The following is a 14,519-nucleotide window of genomic DNA, read 5'->3' as shown; positions in this document are numbered from 1 at the left end:
GGTGTTTCCGCTGCTCCGCCGCCAGGATTCGAACCTGAACTGTCAGAACCAAAATCTGAAGTGCTGCCGATTACACTACGGCGGATTGCTCCTGGTCAGGATAGCGACGATCGGGTGTCGTCCGCGCGGGGGATGCGTTACGCGCCCGTCTGCGGGGTAACCGGGTCCGAAGTACCGGTGAGAGTTCAGCCACTCCCCACCCGGCGGAACCTCCTGTACCGTAACTTACGGCATCGTAGGTTAGGTAACCCTTTGTAGGGGCACCTCGCAGGAAGAAGTGAAGCGTATGACGGCCACGCTCGACCGTTCGCAGCCCACCGGGGAGCCGCCGGCTCCCAAGGGGCCCAAACCTGTCACCGAAGGCACCCGCGGGATCGGCGTGCAGCTTTCGGTCTACTTCGGCGTGATCGCGCCGTTGGTGGCACTGCTCGTCGCGGTGCCGTTCGCCTGGGGCTGGGGACTGAGCTGGGTCGACGTCGGCATCTTCGTGGTGTTCTACGCGATCAGCGGGCTCGGCATCACCGTGTCGTACCACCGCTACTTCACGCACGGCTCGTTCAAGGCCAAGCCGTGGCTGCGCGTGGTCATGGCCATCGCCGGCAGCATCGCACTGCAGGGCCCGGTCATCACCTGGGTCGCCGACCACCGTCGCCACCACGCGTTCTCCGACCGCGACGGCGACCCGCACTCCCCGTGGGCGTTCGGCACCTCGCCGTGGGCCATCGCCAAGGGTTTCTGGCACGCGCACATGGGCTGGCTGTTCGAGCGCGACCAGACGAACGCCGAGCGCTTCGCGCCGGACCTGGTGAAGGACCCGGCGATCAAGAAGGTCGACGACCTGTTCTGGCTGTGGGCCCTGGTCAGCCTGGCGCTGCCGGCTCTCGTCGGCGGGCTCGTGTCGTGGTCGCTGTGGGGCGCCGTGACGGCGTTCTTCTGGGCCGGGCTCGTGCGCATCTGCGTGCTGCACCACGTCACGTGGTCGGTCAACTCGATCTGCCACATGATCGGCGAGCGCCCGTTCGCGGCGCGCGACAAGTCGGCGAACTTCTGGCCGCTGGCGATCTTCTCGTTCGGCGAGTCCTGGCACAACCTGCACCACGCCGACCCGACGTCCGCACGGCACGGCGTGAAGCGCGGCCAGATCGACATTTCCGCGCGCCTGATCTGGATCTTCGAGAAGTTCGGCTGGGTGCACGACGTGCGCTGGCCGACCCCGCAGCGATTGGCCAGAATCGCCACGGAGAAGAGCTGAGCAAGTAGGGTTCGGCGAGTGGCGGGGAGACGACGTTCAAAACGTGAGCAGGTCACCGGGGCACGTCCGGCCGCCCCGGTGACCCGCGTCCGGATGACCGGCACCGAGCGCCGTCAGCAATTGCTGAACGTGGCGCGGGCGTTGTTCGCCGAAAAGGGTTTCGACGGCACGTCGATCGAAGAGATCGCGCACCGCGCCAACGTGTCGAAACCCGTGGTGTACGAACACTTCGGCGGTAAAGAGGGCATCTACGCCGTGGTCGTCGACCGCGAAACCCAGCTGCTGCTGGACCGCATGGTCTCCACCCTCCACGGCGGCCACCCCCGGGTGATGCTCGAGCAGGCGGCGACGGCGTTGCTGTCCTACGTCGAGGATTCCCACGACGGCTTCCGCATCCTGGTCCGCGATTCCCCGGTGGCGAGCTCCACGGGCACGTTTTCGACGGTCCTGAACGACATCGCGAGCCAGGTGGAGCACATCCTGGCCCAGCAGTTCGCGGCCCGCGGGTACGACGAACGACTGACGGCGCTGTACGCCCAGGCCCTGGTGGGCATGGTCGCGCTGACCGGCCAGTGGTGGCTCGACGCGCGGAAGCCGAAGCGGGACGAGGTCGCGGCGCACCTGGTGAACCTGGCCTGGAACGGGCTGTCGCACTTGGAGCACAAGCCGAAGCTGCGGCTGACCTGACACCTGCTGAAGGTCCGTGAAGGCCTCCTTGAGGGACTCAGAGTCCCTCAAGGAGGCCTTCACGGACTTGGGCTCAGCGCAGCTGCCCGGACTCGTGCAGGTGGTCGAAGATGATCTTGTCGACGGCGGAAACCCGGGCGCGGTCCGCGTAGCCGAGCCACGCGATTTCCTCGATCTCGCTGCTCGCGACCAGCGTTCCCGTGTAGTCCGCGGTGAAGCACGTCATCCGGACCACGACACCCGAGGCCTTGCCGTCCGCCTGGGCCTCGAAGACCCCGGCCGGCTGGATCGCCGGCTCGGCGATCTCCACGGAAAGCTCTTCGCGGACCTCTCGGACCAGCGTCTGCGCGTCCGTCTCGCCCGGCTCGCGCTTGCCGCCGGGGAGGTAGTAGACGTCCTTGCCGCGCGAGCGGGTGCTCAGGATGCGGCCGTCCACCAGGTGCAGCCACGCGATCTTGTCGATCATGCCGGGCTCGGATCGATCTTCGTCATGACCCGATCCTAAGCACTAGGTTCGGGGACATGGGAAACAGCAGGGAAGTAGTGGTGACCGGCGGCGGCACGGGCATCGGTTACGCCGTCGCGGCGGCGTTCGCGGCGGCCGGTGACCGCGTCACGATCACCGGACGGCGCGAGAAGGTGCTCACCGAAGCCGCGACGCTGCTCGGCGCGCGTCCCGTCGTCTTCGACGCGGCCGATCCCGCGGCCGTCGAAACCGCACTGGGTGAGTTGCCGGACCGGGTCGACGTGCTCGTCAACAACGCCGGTGGCAACACGGACTTCGCCGGCGACGCCGAAGAAGGCCTGGCCGGGTTCGCGGCCGCGTTCGAGCGGAACCTCCGGTCCAATGTGGTCAGTGCCGCGCTGGTGACGCACGCCCTGCGCGACCGGCTCGCCGATCACGCTCGCATCGTGACGATCGGCTCGATCGCCGCCCACACCGGCGCCGGTTCCTACGGTGCCGCGAAGGCCGCCGTCGAGGCGTGGAACGTCAGCGTGGCCCAGGAGTTCGGCTCGCGCGGGATCACCGCCAACGTCGTCGCGCCGGGACTGATCGGGGATACCGGGTTCTTCCACGGCAAGCTCAGCGACCGCCGTCGCGAGCGGCTCGTCGGGAACACGATGAACAAACGTCCCGGCACGCCCGCGGACGTCGCCGCCGTGGTGACGTTCCTGGCGAGCCCGGCCGCCGGGCACGTGACCGGCCAGGTCGTGCACGTCAACGGCGGGGCCTACCTCGGATGAACCGGCTGGAAGCCGGTCCCCGGGCGCCAGGTCGGCGATGGCGCCCGGGGACCGGCGGCGGTGCTGCCGCGGGAACGCTATCTTCGGACCGCGTCCAACACGCGTCGGGGGCGGGCGAAAACTCTTGGTGCACACCATGTTCCGCGATCGCCTCGCGTTCCGACAGTGTTCCCGGCACCGGCTGGGCGTGGTTTTTGCATGATCAGGCGGGCGTGATCTTGAGCAGCTTGTCGTTCGTCCCATCCGACGTGGTCAGGTACAGGGCGCCGTCCGGGCCGCTGCGGACCGCGCGCAGGCGGCCGAACTTGTCGTCGAACTCCGGCGGCAGCGTGACGTCGAGGACCTTGCCCGCGGGGTCCAAGTGGTACAGCAGCAGCTTCTGGCCCTTGAGCGCAACCACGACGAGCGCGCCGTCGTTCGGGCCCCACTGGGCGCCGGTCAGGAAAGCGTCGCCGCTGATCGCCTCGGTGATCTTGCCGGAAGTCCACAGTGGACTCACCGCGTCCGGGAAGCGCTTGAGGTCGGTCATCGGCACGCTCTCGTCGTAACTCTGGTCGGTGCCGCCCTTCGCCGGGTCCCAGCCGTAGTTCGCGCCCGGCTTCAGCAGGTTGACCTCGTCGTCGAACGTGGGGCCGTGCTCGGCCGTGACGACCTGGCCGCTGCCCGGCCGGATCGCCACGCCCTGCAGGTTGCGGTGCCCGTAGGTGTAGACGAGCCGCTCGCGCGGGTCCGACGAGGTGATGAACGGGTTGTCCGGCAACGGCTTCCCGGTCTTCGCGTCCAGGCGCAGCACTTTGCCGCCGAGGGAGTGGCGGTCCTGCGAGACGGTCGACTTCGCCGTGTCGCCGGTGCCGACCAGCAGCGCGCCGTCCGGCGCGAACGTCGGGCGGCAGCCGGAGTGCCGGCCGCTCGGGTTGACCGGCAGCCCGGTGAGCAGGTCCTTGACCTTCGTGGCGCTCCCGCCGTCGTCGGCCAGCTTCCAGGTGACCAGCCGGATGTCGACGGCCTTGCCACCCTCCTGGTGGTCCTGGCAGGTGATGAACTCGCGGCTGGTCGTGAAGTCCGGGCTGATCACCATGCCGAGCAACCCGCCCTCACCCTGCACGAGGACGTCGGAGAAGTCGGCTTTCACCTCGGTGGCCTGGCCGCCGCGGACCAGCGCGAGCTTGCCGGGCCGCTGCGGCACGAGGATGCCGCCGTCGGGCAGGAAGCCGATGTCCCAGCCGTGCTCGAGGCCCGCGGTGACCGTCTCGACCTTGAACTTCCCGCTGAACGCCGCCGGTGTGGACGCGGGTGGCGGGACGCTCTGCACAGGGGCGCTCGAAGCCCCCGAACAGCCCGTGACCAGCAGGGACACCACTCCGATGAGACCCAGCGCACGCCGCATACGGCCCATCCTGCCATCAAGCGGTGAAATCGCCGTTCGCCGCCACGCGCGTGAGGAACGCCAGGTCGGCGTCGCCGGGGAGGTAGTGCCCGGTGCCCGGCACGAGGTCGGCGACGGCGTCCGGCGCGAAGGTCTCGAGCCGCCGTTTGGTCGTCGCGGAGTCGACCATGACGTCGTCCGTACCGGCCACGGCGTACACCGGCATGGTCAGCCGGGCCAGCGTGGCGTCGTCGAAGGCCGGGAACGGGCCGGTGCGGTAGCGGTAGTTCGCCGACACGAGCAGCTGGTGCTCGAGGACCTCCGGAGACTTCGCGTCACCGAGCACGCCGGCCACCGACTTCCGCCGGCCCCGCTCGCCCAGCAGCGCCCACAGCACGGCCTTGACCAGGAAACCCTTCTTCATCGGGCCGAGGCCGATCGGGGACCGCAGGGCCAGCGCCGTGACGCGCCCGGGCCGCCGGGTCGCGTAGTCGAGCCCGAGCCAGCCGCCGAGCGACGACGTCAGGAAGGCCGCCGACGCCACGCCGAAGTGGTCGAGCACGGTGTCCAGCCAGGCGGCGTACCGGTCGGAGCCGATCGGCGGTCGCGTCTCGGCGCTCAGCCCCGGCTCGCCGACGACGTCGACGGCGTACACCCGGAACCGCCCGGCCAGCGCCGGCATCCGGGGCGCCCACTCGCCGGAGTTGCTGCCGGAGCCGTGCAGCAGCACCAGTGGCGGGGCCTCGGCCGGGCCGGAGACCAGCACGAACGTCGCACCCTCCGGCGTCGGGACACGCACCCGCTCGTGGGGGACGGGCCACTCCTCGAGGACGCCGAGGTAGCGCTCGCGCAGCAGCCGCGCGCCGACTTCCGACTTGTATATCGTCATGCAACATACTCTAACCTTCCCTATCAAGTGGATAAATAGGGAGCGTTACGACCCAGGTCGTACCAAGCCGGACTCGTAGGCGAACACCACCGCGTGCACCCGGTCGCGCAGCCGCAGCTTGCCGAGGATCCGCCCGACGTGCGTTTTCACCGTCGTCTCGCCGATGTACAGCTTCCCGGCGATCTCGCCGTTCGACAGCCCGCGCGCGATGAGTCCCAGGACGTCCTTCTCGCGCTCGGTGAGAACGTCGAGTTTCGCGACGTTCACGGGGTCGCGATCGTCGTGGAGGCGATCGAGGTAGCGGTCGAGCAGCCGGCGGGTGACCGACGGCGAGACCATCGCGTCACCGCGCAGCACCCCGCGGACCGCGACGAGCATCTCCTCCGACGGCGCGTCCTTCACCAGGAACCCGCTGGCCCCGGCGCGCAACGCGGCGTAGGCGTACTCGTCGAGGTCGAACGTCGTGATGATCAGGACACGCACGTCCGGCAGCTCCGCGCAGATCCGCCCGGTCGCGGTGACGCCGTCGAGCACCGGCATCCGGACGTCCATCAGCACCAGGTCCGGCCGCAGCTCGCGGGCCTTCGCGACGGCCTCCTCGCCGTTCGCGGCCTCGCCCACCACGGCGAGGTCGTCCTGGCTCTCGACGATCATCCGCAGCCCGACCCGCACCAGCTCCTGGTCGTCGCAGAGCAGCACCCGGACGCTCACGGCGCGACCACCAGGCTCGCGCGCACCCGGTAGCCGCCGTCCGGGAGCGGCCCGGTCGTCAGCTCGCCGTGGTACATCTCGACGCGCTGGCGCATCCCTTCCAGCCCGCGCCCGGACGACGGCAGCACCGGCGAAGGCGGGTCGTCGCCGCCGCTGTTCGTCACCTCGATCCGGGTTTCGCGAGGTCCGAAGGCGACTTCGACGCGGCCGGTCGCGTCGGCCGGGGCGTGCTTGATCATGTTGGTCAGGGCCTCCTGGACGATCCGGTACGCCTGCAGCGCGGCGCTCGCGGGCAGGCCGCCCGGGTCGCCGCTGACGTCGAGACTGACCGCGCGCCCGGACTGCTCGACGAGCTCGCGCAGTTCCGCCACCGTCGGCTGCGGGCTGCGCGCGGCCTGGCCGGCGTGCAGCACGTCGAGCAGCCGCCGCAGCTCGGCGAGCGCGTCGCGGCCGGTGCGGCCGATGGTGTCGAGCGTGCGGTCGACGACGGCGGGGTCGCGGTGCCGCGCGAGCTTCGCGCCCTCGGCGTTCAGCACGATCACGCTCATGCTGTGCGCCAGCACGTCGTGCAGCTCCCGCGCGATCCGCGCGCGCTCCTCGGCGGCGACCGCGCGGGTCTGGGCGTCGACGCGTTTCCCCTCCTCCGCGGTGAGCTCTTCCTTGGCGTGGAAGAACTCCCCGAGCGCCCAGGCGGCGATGTGCAGCGGGAGGGTCCCGGCGATCGTGAGGGTCGGGTTGTCGGAGTACGTGCCCCAGGTGAAGCCCCACATGACGTCGAGGACGACGACGCAGGCGGCGATCAGCGCGCCGGCCCACCGGTCGCCCAGCTTCACGAGGGTGAACAGCGCCACGGCCATGCTCAGCTCGGCGCGGCCGCGGTCGAACGCCCAGATCTCGTTCGTGTAGGCCGCCGTCGCCCCGGCGATGATCAGCGCCGCGGCGAGCCGCGGGTAGCGGCGGCGCACCAGCAGCGGCAGCAGGAACAGCATCGGGATCGCCCGGATGGTCCACGGCGCGGCGCCGTTCCAGTTGGGCGCCAGGGAGACGAACACGGCGTACAGCGGCAGGTCCACCGTCCACCGGTGCCGTCGCACCCACATCACCAGTCGTTCCACGGACCGAACGTAACGCGGGTGCCGCGCCCGTGGCGTCATCCCGCCGGTCCGTCCTTGTCCTCCCCCGGGAGGACACGAGCGGCCGATCCGGCGGATTCGCGGCCACGGCGGCCGTTCCTAGCGTCGGGATCATGTCGATCACCAGTGAATTCCTCCGCCACCCGATGCTGACGGGCGCGATCGCGGCCAGTTCGCCGCGGCTCGCCGAGACGATGACGGCGGGCCTCGGCCTGGAACGCGCGGCCCGCGTCGCCGAGCTCGGGCCGGGCACCGGCGTCTTCACCGAAGCCGTCCTCGCGCTGCTTCGCCCCGAAGCGAGCCTGACGGCCGTAGAGATCAACCCGCGTTTCGCGGACGCGCTCCGGGACCGGTTCCCGCAGGTCGACGTCGTGACGGGGTCGGCGGAAGACCTCACCGCCGCGGGCTTCGACGTCGTCGTGTCCGGTCTGCCGTGGACGGCCATGAGCGCGGACCGCCAGCTGCGCGTCCTCGACGCGGTCACGGCGTCGCTCGCCGCGAACGGCCGGTTCACGACGTTCGCGTACGCCCACGCGGCCTGGACGCCACCCGCGCGCCGCTTCGCCGCGTCGCTGCGAAGCCGTTTCGCCGTCGTAGAGCGGACTTCGGTCGTGTGGGGGAACCTGCCGCCGGCGTTCGTCTACCGCGCGGCGCTGCCGGTGAGCGTGGGGAGGGCCCGGCGTGGACAGCCTGCTGCGGCCTCTGCTTGACGCGCCCGCCGTGCTCGTCTACCTGGTCTGCGGCCTGGTGATCGCGGCGGAAACCGCGCTGCTGCCCGGAATCGTGCTGCCGACGTGGTCGACGCTGCTGCTGATGGGGTTCCTCGCCGAGCGCGGCACACTCCAGCTGGGACTCGCGTTCGCGGTGGCGGTGGCCGCCGCCGTGCTCGGCGACCAGCTCGCGTACCTGGAGGGCCGCCGGTGGGGACCGCGGCTCGCGCGTCGCGTCGGCCAGGACCGCTGGGACCGCGCGGAAGCCGCCGTCGCGCGCTACGGCGTCCCGGCGGTGATCGCCGGCCGCTGCCTGGTCGGCGTCCGGACGGTCCTGCCGCGCGTCGCGGGTTCGGCGGCGATGCCGTACCGGCGGTTCGCGGCGGGCAGCGCCGGCGCGGCGGTCCTGTGGGCGGGCGCGGAACTAGCGGTGGGTCACTTGACGGCGTCGGCCGTCTGAAGCAGGGCTTCCGCGGTTTCGGCGTCCGCGGGCAGGAACGTCTCCAGCTTCAGCTCCGACACCGTGACGTCCGCCGCGGTCGCGAACGTCGTGATCGCCGTGATCAGCCGCAGCTCACCGACCGAAGTGGACAGTCGGACCGGTACCGCGAAGCCCAGGTGGTCCGGGGCCGGCGGGGACGCCGGCGGCAGGTACGACTCGAGTTCGGCGAGCTGGGCGGCGAGCCGTTCGTCGGGGTTGCGCGCGAGGTCGTTGCGGATGCGCTCGAGGATGTGGCGCGCCCAGTCGTCGAGGTTGCGCACGCGCGGCGCCATGCCCCGCGGGTGCAGCGCGAGGCGCAGCGTGTCCACCGGCTCTTCCAGCAGCTCCGGCGCGACGCCTTCGGTGAGCAGGCCGAACGCGTCGTTCTTCGCGACCAGCACGCCGTAGCGGTCGACGACGATCGCCGGGTAGGGCCGGTGGCCGTCGAGCAGCCGCCGCAGGCCGTCGAGGACCGGCTTGATCGCCGGGTCACCGAGCCGCGTTTCCGGGTACGACGGTGCGAACCCGGCGGCGTAGAGCAGGCCGTTGCGTTCGCGCAGCGGCAGTTCCAGCGATTCGGCGACCCGCAGCACCATCCCGCGGCCGGGGAGCGAGCGCCCGCTCTCCATGAAGCTCACGTGCCGTTGCGTCGTCCCGGCCCGCAACGCCAGGTCGAGCTGGCTGAGGTGCCGCCGAATCCGCCAGTCCTTGAGCGCCGTTCCGAAGTTCACTCCTCCATCATCGCGGTCCGCGCCATTCCCCGCGAGGAATTGAGCCCATACCCCGGTGCGGACAGGCTTGCGGCATGACGAAATTCGGCCTGGTCGTCCCGACCTACCAGCCCATCCTCGACGCCGGGCGGACCGCGCCCGAACTGGTCGAGACCGCCGTCGAAGCCGAGCGCCTCGGCCTCGACTCGGTGTGGGTGGGCGACACGCTCGCCCGCGCCCCGATCGACGCGCTGACCATCCTCGGCGCGTTCGCGGCGCGCACCTCCCGCGTCACGCTCGGCACGGCGTCGCTGCTCCCGGCGTTGCGCGACCCGATCCAGACGGCCAACCAGCTGCTGAGCCTCGACCTGCTCAGCGGCGGCCGGCTCACCTTGGCCGTGGGCGCCGGGTTCACCGGGCGGAGCGAGCCGGAGTTCGCGTTCGCGCGCGTCCCGTGGCCCCGCCGGCGTGCGCGGCTGGACGACATCGTGGCGCTGTGGCGGGCCGTGTGGCGCGGCGAGACGTCGTTCCACGGTCCGGTGCTGGACTACGACTCCCTGCCGGTGTTCCCGGCGCCCGCGCGCCCGGGCGGCCCGCCGGTGTGGCTCGCGGCGCACACCCCGCAGGCCCTGGAACGCGCCGGCCGGCTCTACGACGGCTGGCTCCCGTACCCGCCCGACCCGGCGGACTACGTCTCGGGCCTGGCCGGGATCCGCGCGACGGCGTCGCGGCCGGTCACCCCGGCGCTGTTCGCGACCGTCCTGGTCGAGGACGACGCCGAGCGCGGGGCGGCGCTGCTGGAGGAGTACTGCCTGCGCAACTACGGCATGCCCGCGGACTTCGTCCAGCGGATCCAGATGCAGGTCACGGGCTCGGCCGCGGAGGTGGCTTCGCAGTTGCGCGAGTACGCCGGCGCGGAGCACGTGCTGCTGCGGATCGCGAGTACCGAGCCGAAGGTCTTCGACGAGCAGCTGCCACGGCTGGCGGAGGTGGCGGCGAAACTGCGGTCCTCGTAACGCGGGCGGGGCGGCGCCGACTCATCGGCATGGCGAAGGTGAACTGGTCCGAGCGGGGGACGCCGGTGGCGTGCCGGCTGCCGGCCGAGCGACCGCACCGGGCGTCCCGCCTGATCGCCGTGCTGCGCGAGGCGCGGCAGGCGACCGGCCGGAACCCGGAAACCGGCCGGATCGAGCCGGGCAGCGGCGCCTTGAGCGGGAACTGGCTGGGTGCCGTCGGCTACCTGATGCTGGTCGACCAGGTGGGCAGCGCCTACCGGCCGGCCGGGGTGCCCGCGGTGCCGGGCCCGCCGGTCGTCCGGGCGCTGCGGTACTTCGCGCCGGGAGTGGGCGAGCCGGAACGAGAGGCGCTCTACGCCCTTCGCTGCTCGCTCGTCCACGACTTCGGGCTGGTCAGCGTCGGCGGGCCGGGCCGGACCCACCACTTCATGCTGGACGACGCGGAGGGCGGCCCGATCGTGCGGCTCCCGCCGGAGCCCTGGGACGGCCGCGCCGGGCACTGCCGGCGGTTCAACGCCACCTGGGTCAACCTCCGGGCCCTGGGCGACCTGGCCGAGGACGTGTTCCGGCGGCTCTCGACGCTCCCCGAGCCGGCCGCCGCGCGGCCCGGCCGGCCGGCGTCGCCGGTACTCCGCGACGGTCCGGCCCGGCCCGCCTACCGCCGGGCCCTGAGCACCCGCGCGGCCAGCGGTGACCGGAAACCTGTCGGGGGTGGCACGTAGGCTGGGACCGTGACCGACGCTTCACTGTCCGGACTCCTTACCGCCATACTTCCCGACCCGGCCCTGCGCGGAGTGGTCGAGCGCGCCGGTGCGCCGCTGCTCGAACTCCAAGGGCCGATCGCCGCGCGGCAGCTCGTCGCCGCGGCCCTCGCCTCCGACGACGGCGCCGGGAAACCCGTGCTCGTCGTGACCGCCACCGGCCGCGAGGCCGACGAGCTGACCGCGTCGCTGGGCGCCCTGCTCGGCACCGCGAAAGTCGCCGACTTCCCGTCCTGGGAGACGCTGCCCCACGAGCGGCTCTCGCCCCGCGCCGACACCGTCGGGCGGCGGCTGGAGGTGCTCCACCGGCTGAAGACCGGGGCCGACGACCTGCGCGTCGTCGTCGCCACCGTCCGCAGCCTGATCCAGCCGATGGCCCCCGGCCTGGGCTCGCTGGCCCCGGTCGACCTGGTCGTCGGCGAGGAACAGAGCTTCGAGGGCCTGCTGGAACGGCTGGTCGAGCTGGCCTACACCCGCGTCGACATGGTCGAGAAGCGCGGCGAGTTCGCCGTCCGCGGCGGCATCCTCGACCTGTTCGGCCCGACCGCGCAGCACCCGGTCCGGGTCGAGTTCTGGGGTGACGAGGTCAGCGAGATCCGCGCGTTCGCCGTCTCCGACCAGCGGTCGCTGCCCGGCGAGATCCCGCGCGTCACCGCGCCGCCGTGCCGGGAGCTGCTGCTCACCCAGCCGGTCAAGGACAAGGCCGCGGAGCTGGCGAAGACGTACGAAGCCGACGCGCACCTGTCCGAGATGCTCACCAAGCTGGCCGACGGCATCCCCGTCGAAGGCATGGAAGCGCTCATCCCGGTGCTCTGCGAAGGCGAGCTGGAGCTGCTCACCGACGCGATGCCGGTCGGCACCCACGTGCTGCTGACCGACCCGGAGAAGATCCGCGCCCGCGCCGCCGACCTCGTCCGCACCGGCCAGGAGTTCCTCGAAGCGTCCTGGACGACGGCCGCGGCGGGCGGGCTGGCCCCGATCGACCTCGGCTCGTCCGCCTACCGCGGGCTCGACGGGATCGCCTCGCACGCGCGGGACACCAAGCGCACCTGGTGGACGCTGAGCCAGCTGACCAGCGAAGACCCGGACGTCTACCGCGTCTCGGTGGAGGCCTCGCCGGCCTACCGCGGCGAGATCGAGCGCGCGACGGCGGACCTGCGCGCGCACACCGCGGCGGGCGGCACGGCGGTGCTCGTCGTCGCCGGCCAGGGCACCGCGTCGCGCGCCGTCGAGCAGCTGTCGAGCGCCGACGTCCCGGCGACGCTGGCGGGTGACGGCGTCACCGGCGCGCTCCCGCCCGGCACGGTCACGGTCACCTGCGGCGCCCTCACCGAAGGGTTCGTCTCGCCGGAGCGCGCCCTCGTCGTGCTGTCGGAGGCGGACCTCACCGGCCGTGGCGCCGGCGCCGGAACGTCCACAAAGGACCTCACGACCAAGATGCCGTCGCGGCGGCGCAACGCCGTCGACCCGCTGGCGCTCAAGAACGGCGACTACGTCGTCCACGAGCAGCACGGCATCGGCCGGTTCGTCGAGATGGTGCAGCGCACCGTCGCCGGCGCGACCCGCGAATACCTGCTGCTGGAGTACGGCTCGTCCAAGCGCGGCCACCCCGGTGACCGCCTGTTCGTGCCGACCGACCAGCTCGACGAGGTGTCCAAGTACGTCGGCGGCGAACTGCCCACGCTCAACAAGCTGGGTGGCTCCGACTGGAAGAACACCAAGGCCCGCGCCAAGAAGGCGGTCAAGGAGATCGCCGCCGAGCTGGTGCAGCTCTACGCCGCGCGCCAGGCTGCGCCCGGGCACGCGTTCGGCCCGGACACGCCGTGGCAGGGCGAGCTGGAGGACGCCTTCCCGTTCACCGAGACCAACGACCAGCTCGCCGCGATCGACGAGGTCAAGTCGGACATGCAGCGCGGCGTCCCGATGGACCGCGTGATCTGCGGCGACGTCGGCTACGGCAAGACCGAGATCGCCGTGCGCGCCGCGTTCAAGGCGGTGCAGGACGGCAAGCAGGTCGCCGTGCTCGTCCCGACGACGCTGCTCGCCCAGCAGCACCTCAACACCTTCCACGAGCGGATGCGCTCGTTCCCGGTGACGATCAAGGGCCTGTCCCGGTTCACGAACAAGACCGAGTCGGACATCATCCTGGAGCAGCTCGCCGGCGGCGAGGTCGACATCGTCATCGGCACGCACCGCCTGCTGCAGACCGGCATCCGCTACAAGGATCTCGGCCTGGTCATCGTCGACGAGGAGCAGCGCTTCGGCGTCGAGCACAAGGAGCACATCAAGGCGCTGCGCACGCACGTCGACGTCCTGACGATGTCCGCGACGCCGATCCCGCGCACGCTCGAGATGTCGCTGGCCGGCATCCGCGAGATGTCGACGATCCTGACCCCGCCGGAGGATCGCCACCCGATCCTGACCTACGTCGGCTCCTACGACGACAAGCAGGTCGGCGCCGCCATCCGCCGCGAACTGCTGCGCGACGGCCAGGTCTTCTACGTCCACAACCGCGTTTCCTCGATCGAGAAGGCCGCGCGGCACATCCGGGAGCTGGTGCCGGAGGCGCGGGTCGTCACCGCGCACGGCCAGATGAACGAGGACAAGCTCGAGAAGATCATCCAGGGCTTCTGGGAAAACGAGTACGACGTCCTGGTGTGCACCACGATCGTCGAGACCGGGCTGGACATCTCGAACGCGAACACGCTGCTGGTCGAGCGCGGTGACCTGCTCGGGCTGGCGCAGCTGCACCAGCTGCGCGGCCGCGTCGGGCGTGGTCGTGAGCGCGGGTACGCGTACTTCCTGTACCCACCGGAAGCGCCGCTGACCGAGACCGCGCACGACCGGCTCGCGACGATCGCCCAGAACACCGAACTGGGCGCGGGCATGGCCGTCGCCATGAAGGACCTCGAAATCCGCGGCGCGGGCAACATCCTGGGCGCGGAACAGTCCGGGCACATCGCGGGTGTCGGGTTCGACCTGTACGTGCGGTTGGTCGGCGAAGCGGTCGACGCCTTCCGCCGGCACGCGGGCGCGGAGCCGGCCGAAGACGAGGAGCTGGCCGACGTCCGCGTCGACCTCCCGATCGACGCGCACCTGCCGCACGACTACATCCCGGGCGAGCGGCTGCGGCTGGAGGCGTACCGCAAGATCGCGGCGGCGCCGGACACCGAAGGCCTGGACGCGGTGCGCGAAGAGCTGATCGACCGCTACGGCCAGCCGCCGGCGCCGGTCAACCGCCTGCTGGCGGTGGCGAGGTTCCGGCACACCTGCCGCGAGGCGGGCGTGACGGAGGTGGCCGTCCAGGGCAACACGATCCGGTTCGCACCGCTGCCGCTGCAGGACTCGCAGATGGTGCGGTTGAAGCGGTTGTACCCGAAGGCGACGTTCAAGGCCGTGACGAACACCGTGTCGGTCCCGAAGCCCACGGAAGGCGCGGCGGGCGGCCGCATCGGCGCCCCGACGCTGCGCGACGAGGAACTGCTCGGCTGCTGCGCCAAGCTGCTGACGCAGCTGACGAAGAAACCGGCGGCGGTGTAAGGGAAACGGGCGTCCGGT

14 protein-coding genes and 1 tRNA gene are annotated in these 14,519 nt (G+C 71.5%); 8 read left to right on the top strand and 7 right to left on the bottom strand.

Annotation, left to right across the window (positions count from 1 at the left end; translation table 11 throughout):
- Nucleotides 1–13: 13 nt before the first annotated feature.
- Nucleotides 14–85 (bottom strand) — tRNA-Gln (locus OHS18_RS24725).
- Between the two features lie 201 nt (nucleotides 86–286).
- Here OHS18_RS24725 and OHS18_RS24720 point away from each other — a divergent pair.
- A complete protein-coding gene (locus OHS18_RS24720) occupies nucleotides 287–1,252 on the top strand; it encodes an acyl-CoA desaturase (RefSeq protein ID WP_328448754.1) in 966 nt (321 codons plus the stop codon).
- A gap of 93 nt (nucleotides 1,253–1,345) precedes the next feature.
- On the top strand, nucleotides 1,346–1,939 hold the full coding sequence (locus OHS18_RS24715; protein ID WP_328448756.1) for a TetR/AcrR family transcriptional regulator: 594 nt from the start codon (nucleotides 1,346–1,348) through the stop codon (nucleotides 1,937–1,939).
- Nucleotides 1,940–2,012: 73 nt separating this feature from the next.
- On the opposite strand, the gene OHS18_RS24710 is transcribed toward OHS18_RS24715, so the two are convergent.
- Nucleotides 2,013–2,405: an NUDIX hydrolase gene (locus OHS18_RS24710; RefSeq protein WP_328612561.1), complete on the bottom strand. Its 393-nt coding sequence runs from the start codon at nucleotides 2,403–2,405 to the stop codon at nucleotides 2,013–2,015.
- Nucleotides 2,406–2,461: 56 nt separating this feature from the next.
- Here OHS18_RS24710 and OHS18_RS24705 point away from each other — a divergent pair, with 56 nt between their 5' ends.
- A complete protein-coding gene (locus tag OHS18_RS24705; protein ID WP_328612560.1) occupies nucleotides 2,462–3,184 on the top strand; it encodes an SDR family NAD(P)-dependent oxidoreductase in 723 nt (240 codons plus the stop codon).
- A 202-nt stretch (nucleotides 3,185–3,386) separates the two neighbouring features.
- Here OHS18_RS24705 and OHS18_RS24700 read toward each other — a convergent pair whose 3' ends face one another.
- Genes OHS18_RS24700 through OHS18_RS24685 form a run of 4 tightly spaced genes read right to left on the bottom strand, consistent with a single transcriptional unit; the run spans nucleotide 3,387 to nucleotide 7,250 of the window.
- The gene (locus tag OHS18_RS24700; protein WP_328448762.1) at nucleotides 3,387–4,571 is read right to left on the bottom strand and encodes a PQQ-dependent sugar dehydrogenase; all 1,185 of its coding nucleotides are present in this window, start codon (nucleotides 4,569–4,571) and stop codon (nucleotides 3,387–3,389) included.
- A 16-nt stretch (nucleotides 4,572–4,587) separates the two neighbouring features.
- Entirely contained in the window at nucleotides 4,588–5,439 is an 852-nt protein-coding gene (locus OHS18_RS24695; protein WP_328448763.1) for an alpha/beta fold hydrolase, read from the bottom strand.
- Between the two features lie 45 nt (nucleotides 5,440–5,484).
- On the bottom strand, nucleotides 5,485–6,150 hold the full coding sequence (locus OHS18_RS24690; RefSeq protein WP_328448765.1) for a response regulator transcription factor: 666 nt from the start codon (nucleotides 6,148–6,150) through the stop codon (nucleotides 5,485–5,487).
- Complete coding sequence (locus tag OHS18_RS24685) at nucleotides 6,147–7,250, bottom strand: sensor histidine kinase (protein WP_328618570.1); 1,104 nt, start codon at nucleotides 7,248–7,250, stop codon at nucleotides 6,147–6,149. The genes OHS18_RS24690 and OHS18_RS24685 overlap by 4 nt, the downstream gene beginning before the upstream one ends.
- Nucleotides 7,251–7,396: 146 nt before the next feature.
- Between OHS18_RS24685 and OHS18_RS24680 the strand changes: the two genes are divergently transcribed.
- Both OHS18_RS24680 and OHS18_RS24675 read left to right on the top strand, forming a co-directional pair.
- On the top strand, nucleotides 7,397–7,993 hold the full coding sequence (locus tag OHS18_RS24680) for a class I SAM-dependent methyltransferase (RefSeq protein ID WP_328612559.1): 597 nt from the start codon (nucleotides 7,397–7,399) through the stop codon (nucleotides 7,991–7,993).
- On the top strand, nucleotides 7,965–8,453 hold the full coding sequence (locus OHS18_RS24675) for a DedA family protein (protein WP_328448769.1): 489 nt from the start codon (nucleotides 7,965–7,967) through the stop codon (nucleotides 8,451–8,453). Before OHS18_RS24680 ends, OHS18_RS24675 begins: the two co-directional genes overlap by 29 nt.
- On the opposite strand, the gene OHS18_RS24670 is transcribed toward OHS18_RS24675, so the two are convergent.
- The gene (locus OHS18_RS24670) at nucleotides 8,429–9,205 is read right to left on the bottom strand and encodes a helix-turn-helix transcriptional regulator (RefSeq protein ID WP_328448771.1); all 777 of its coding nucleotides are present in this window, start codon (nucleotides 9,203–9,205) and stop codon (nucleotides 8,429–8,431) included. The two genes, OHS18_RS24675 and OHS18_RS24670, sit on opposite strands and share 25 nt — an antisense overlap.
- 74 nt (nucleotides 9,206–9,279) lie before the next feature.
- Between OHS18_RS24670 and OHS18_RS24665 the strand changes: the two genes are divergently transcribed.
- The 3 genes from OHS18_RS24665 to mfd are packed head-to-tail and all read left to right on the top strand — an operon-like array spanning nucleotide 9,280 to nucleotide 14,501.
- Nucleotides 9,280–10,200, top strand: coding sequence for an LLM class flavin-dependent oxidoreductase (locus OHS18_RS24665; protein WP_328612558.1), 921 nt, complete (start codon nucleotides 9,280–9,282; stop codon nucleotides 10,198–10,200).
- Between the two features lie 29 nt (nucleotides 10,201–10,229).
- Nucleotides 10,230–10,922, top strand: coding sequence for a hypothetical protein (locus OHS18_RS24660; RefSeq protein WP_328448775.1), 693 nt, complete (start codon nucleotides 10,230–10,232; stop codon nucleotides 10,920–10,922).
- Nucleotides 10,923–10,946: 24 nt separating this feature from the next.
- Nucleotides 10,947–14,501, top strand: a complete 3,555-nt coding sequence (mfd, locus tag OHS18_RS24655; protein WP_328618569.1) for a transcription-repair coupling factor — start codon at nucleotides 10,947–10,949, stop codon at nucleotides 14,499–14,501.
- The last annotated feature ends 18 nt before the right edge of the window (nucleotides 14,502–14,519 follow it).

This window comes from Amycolatopsis sp. NBC_00355, from assembly GCF_036104975.1.
Taxonomy (GTDB): Bacteria; Actinomycetota; Actinomycetes; order Mycobacteriales; family Pseudonocardiaceae; genus Amycolatopsis.
The sequence above is the reverse complement of the archived record's forward strand: the minus strand, read 5'-3'. Positions and strand labels throughout refer to the sequence as shown.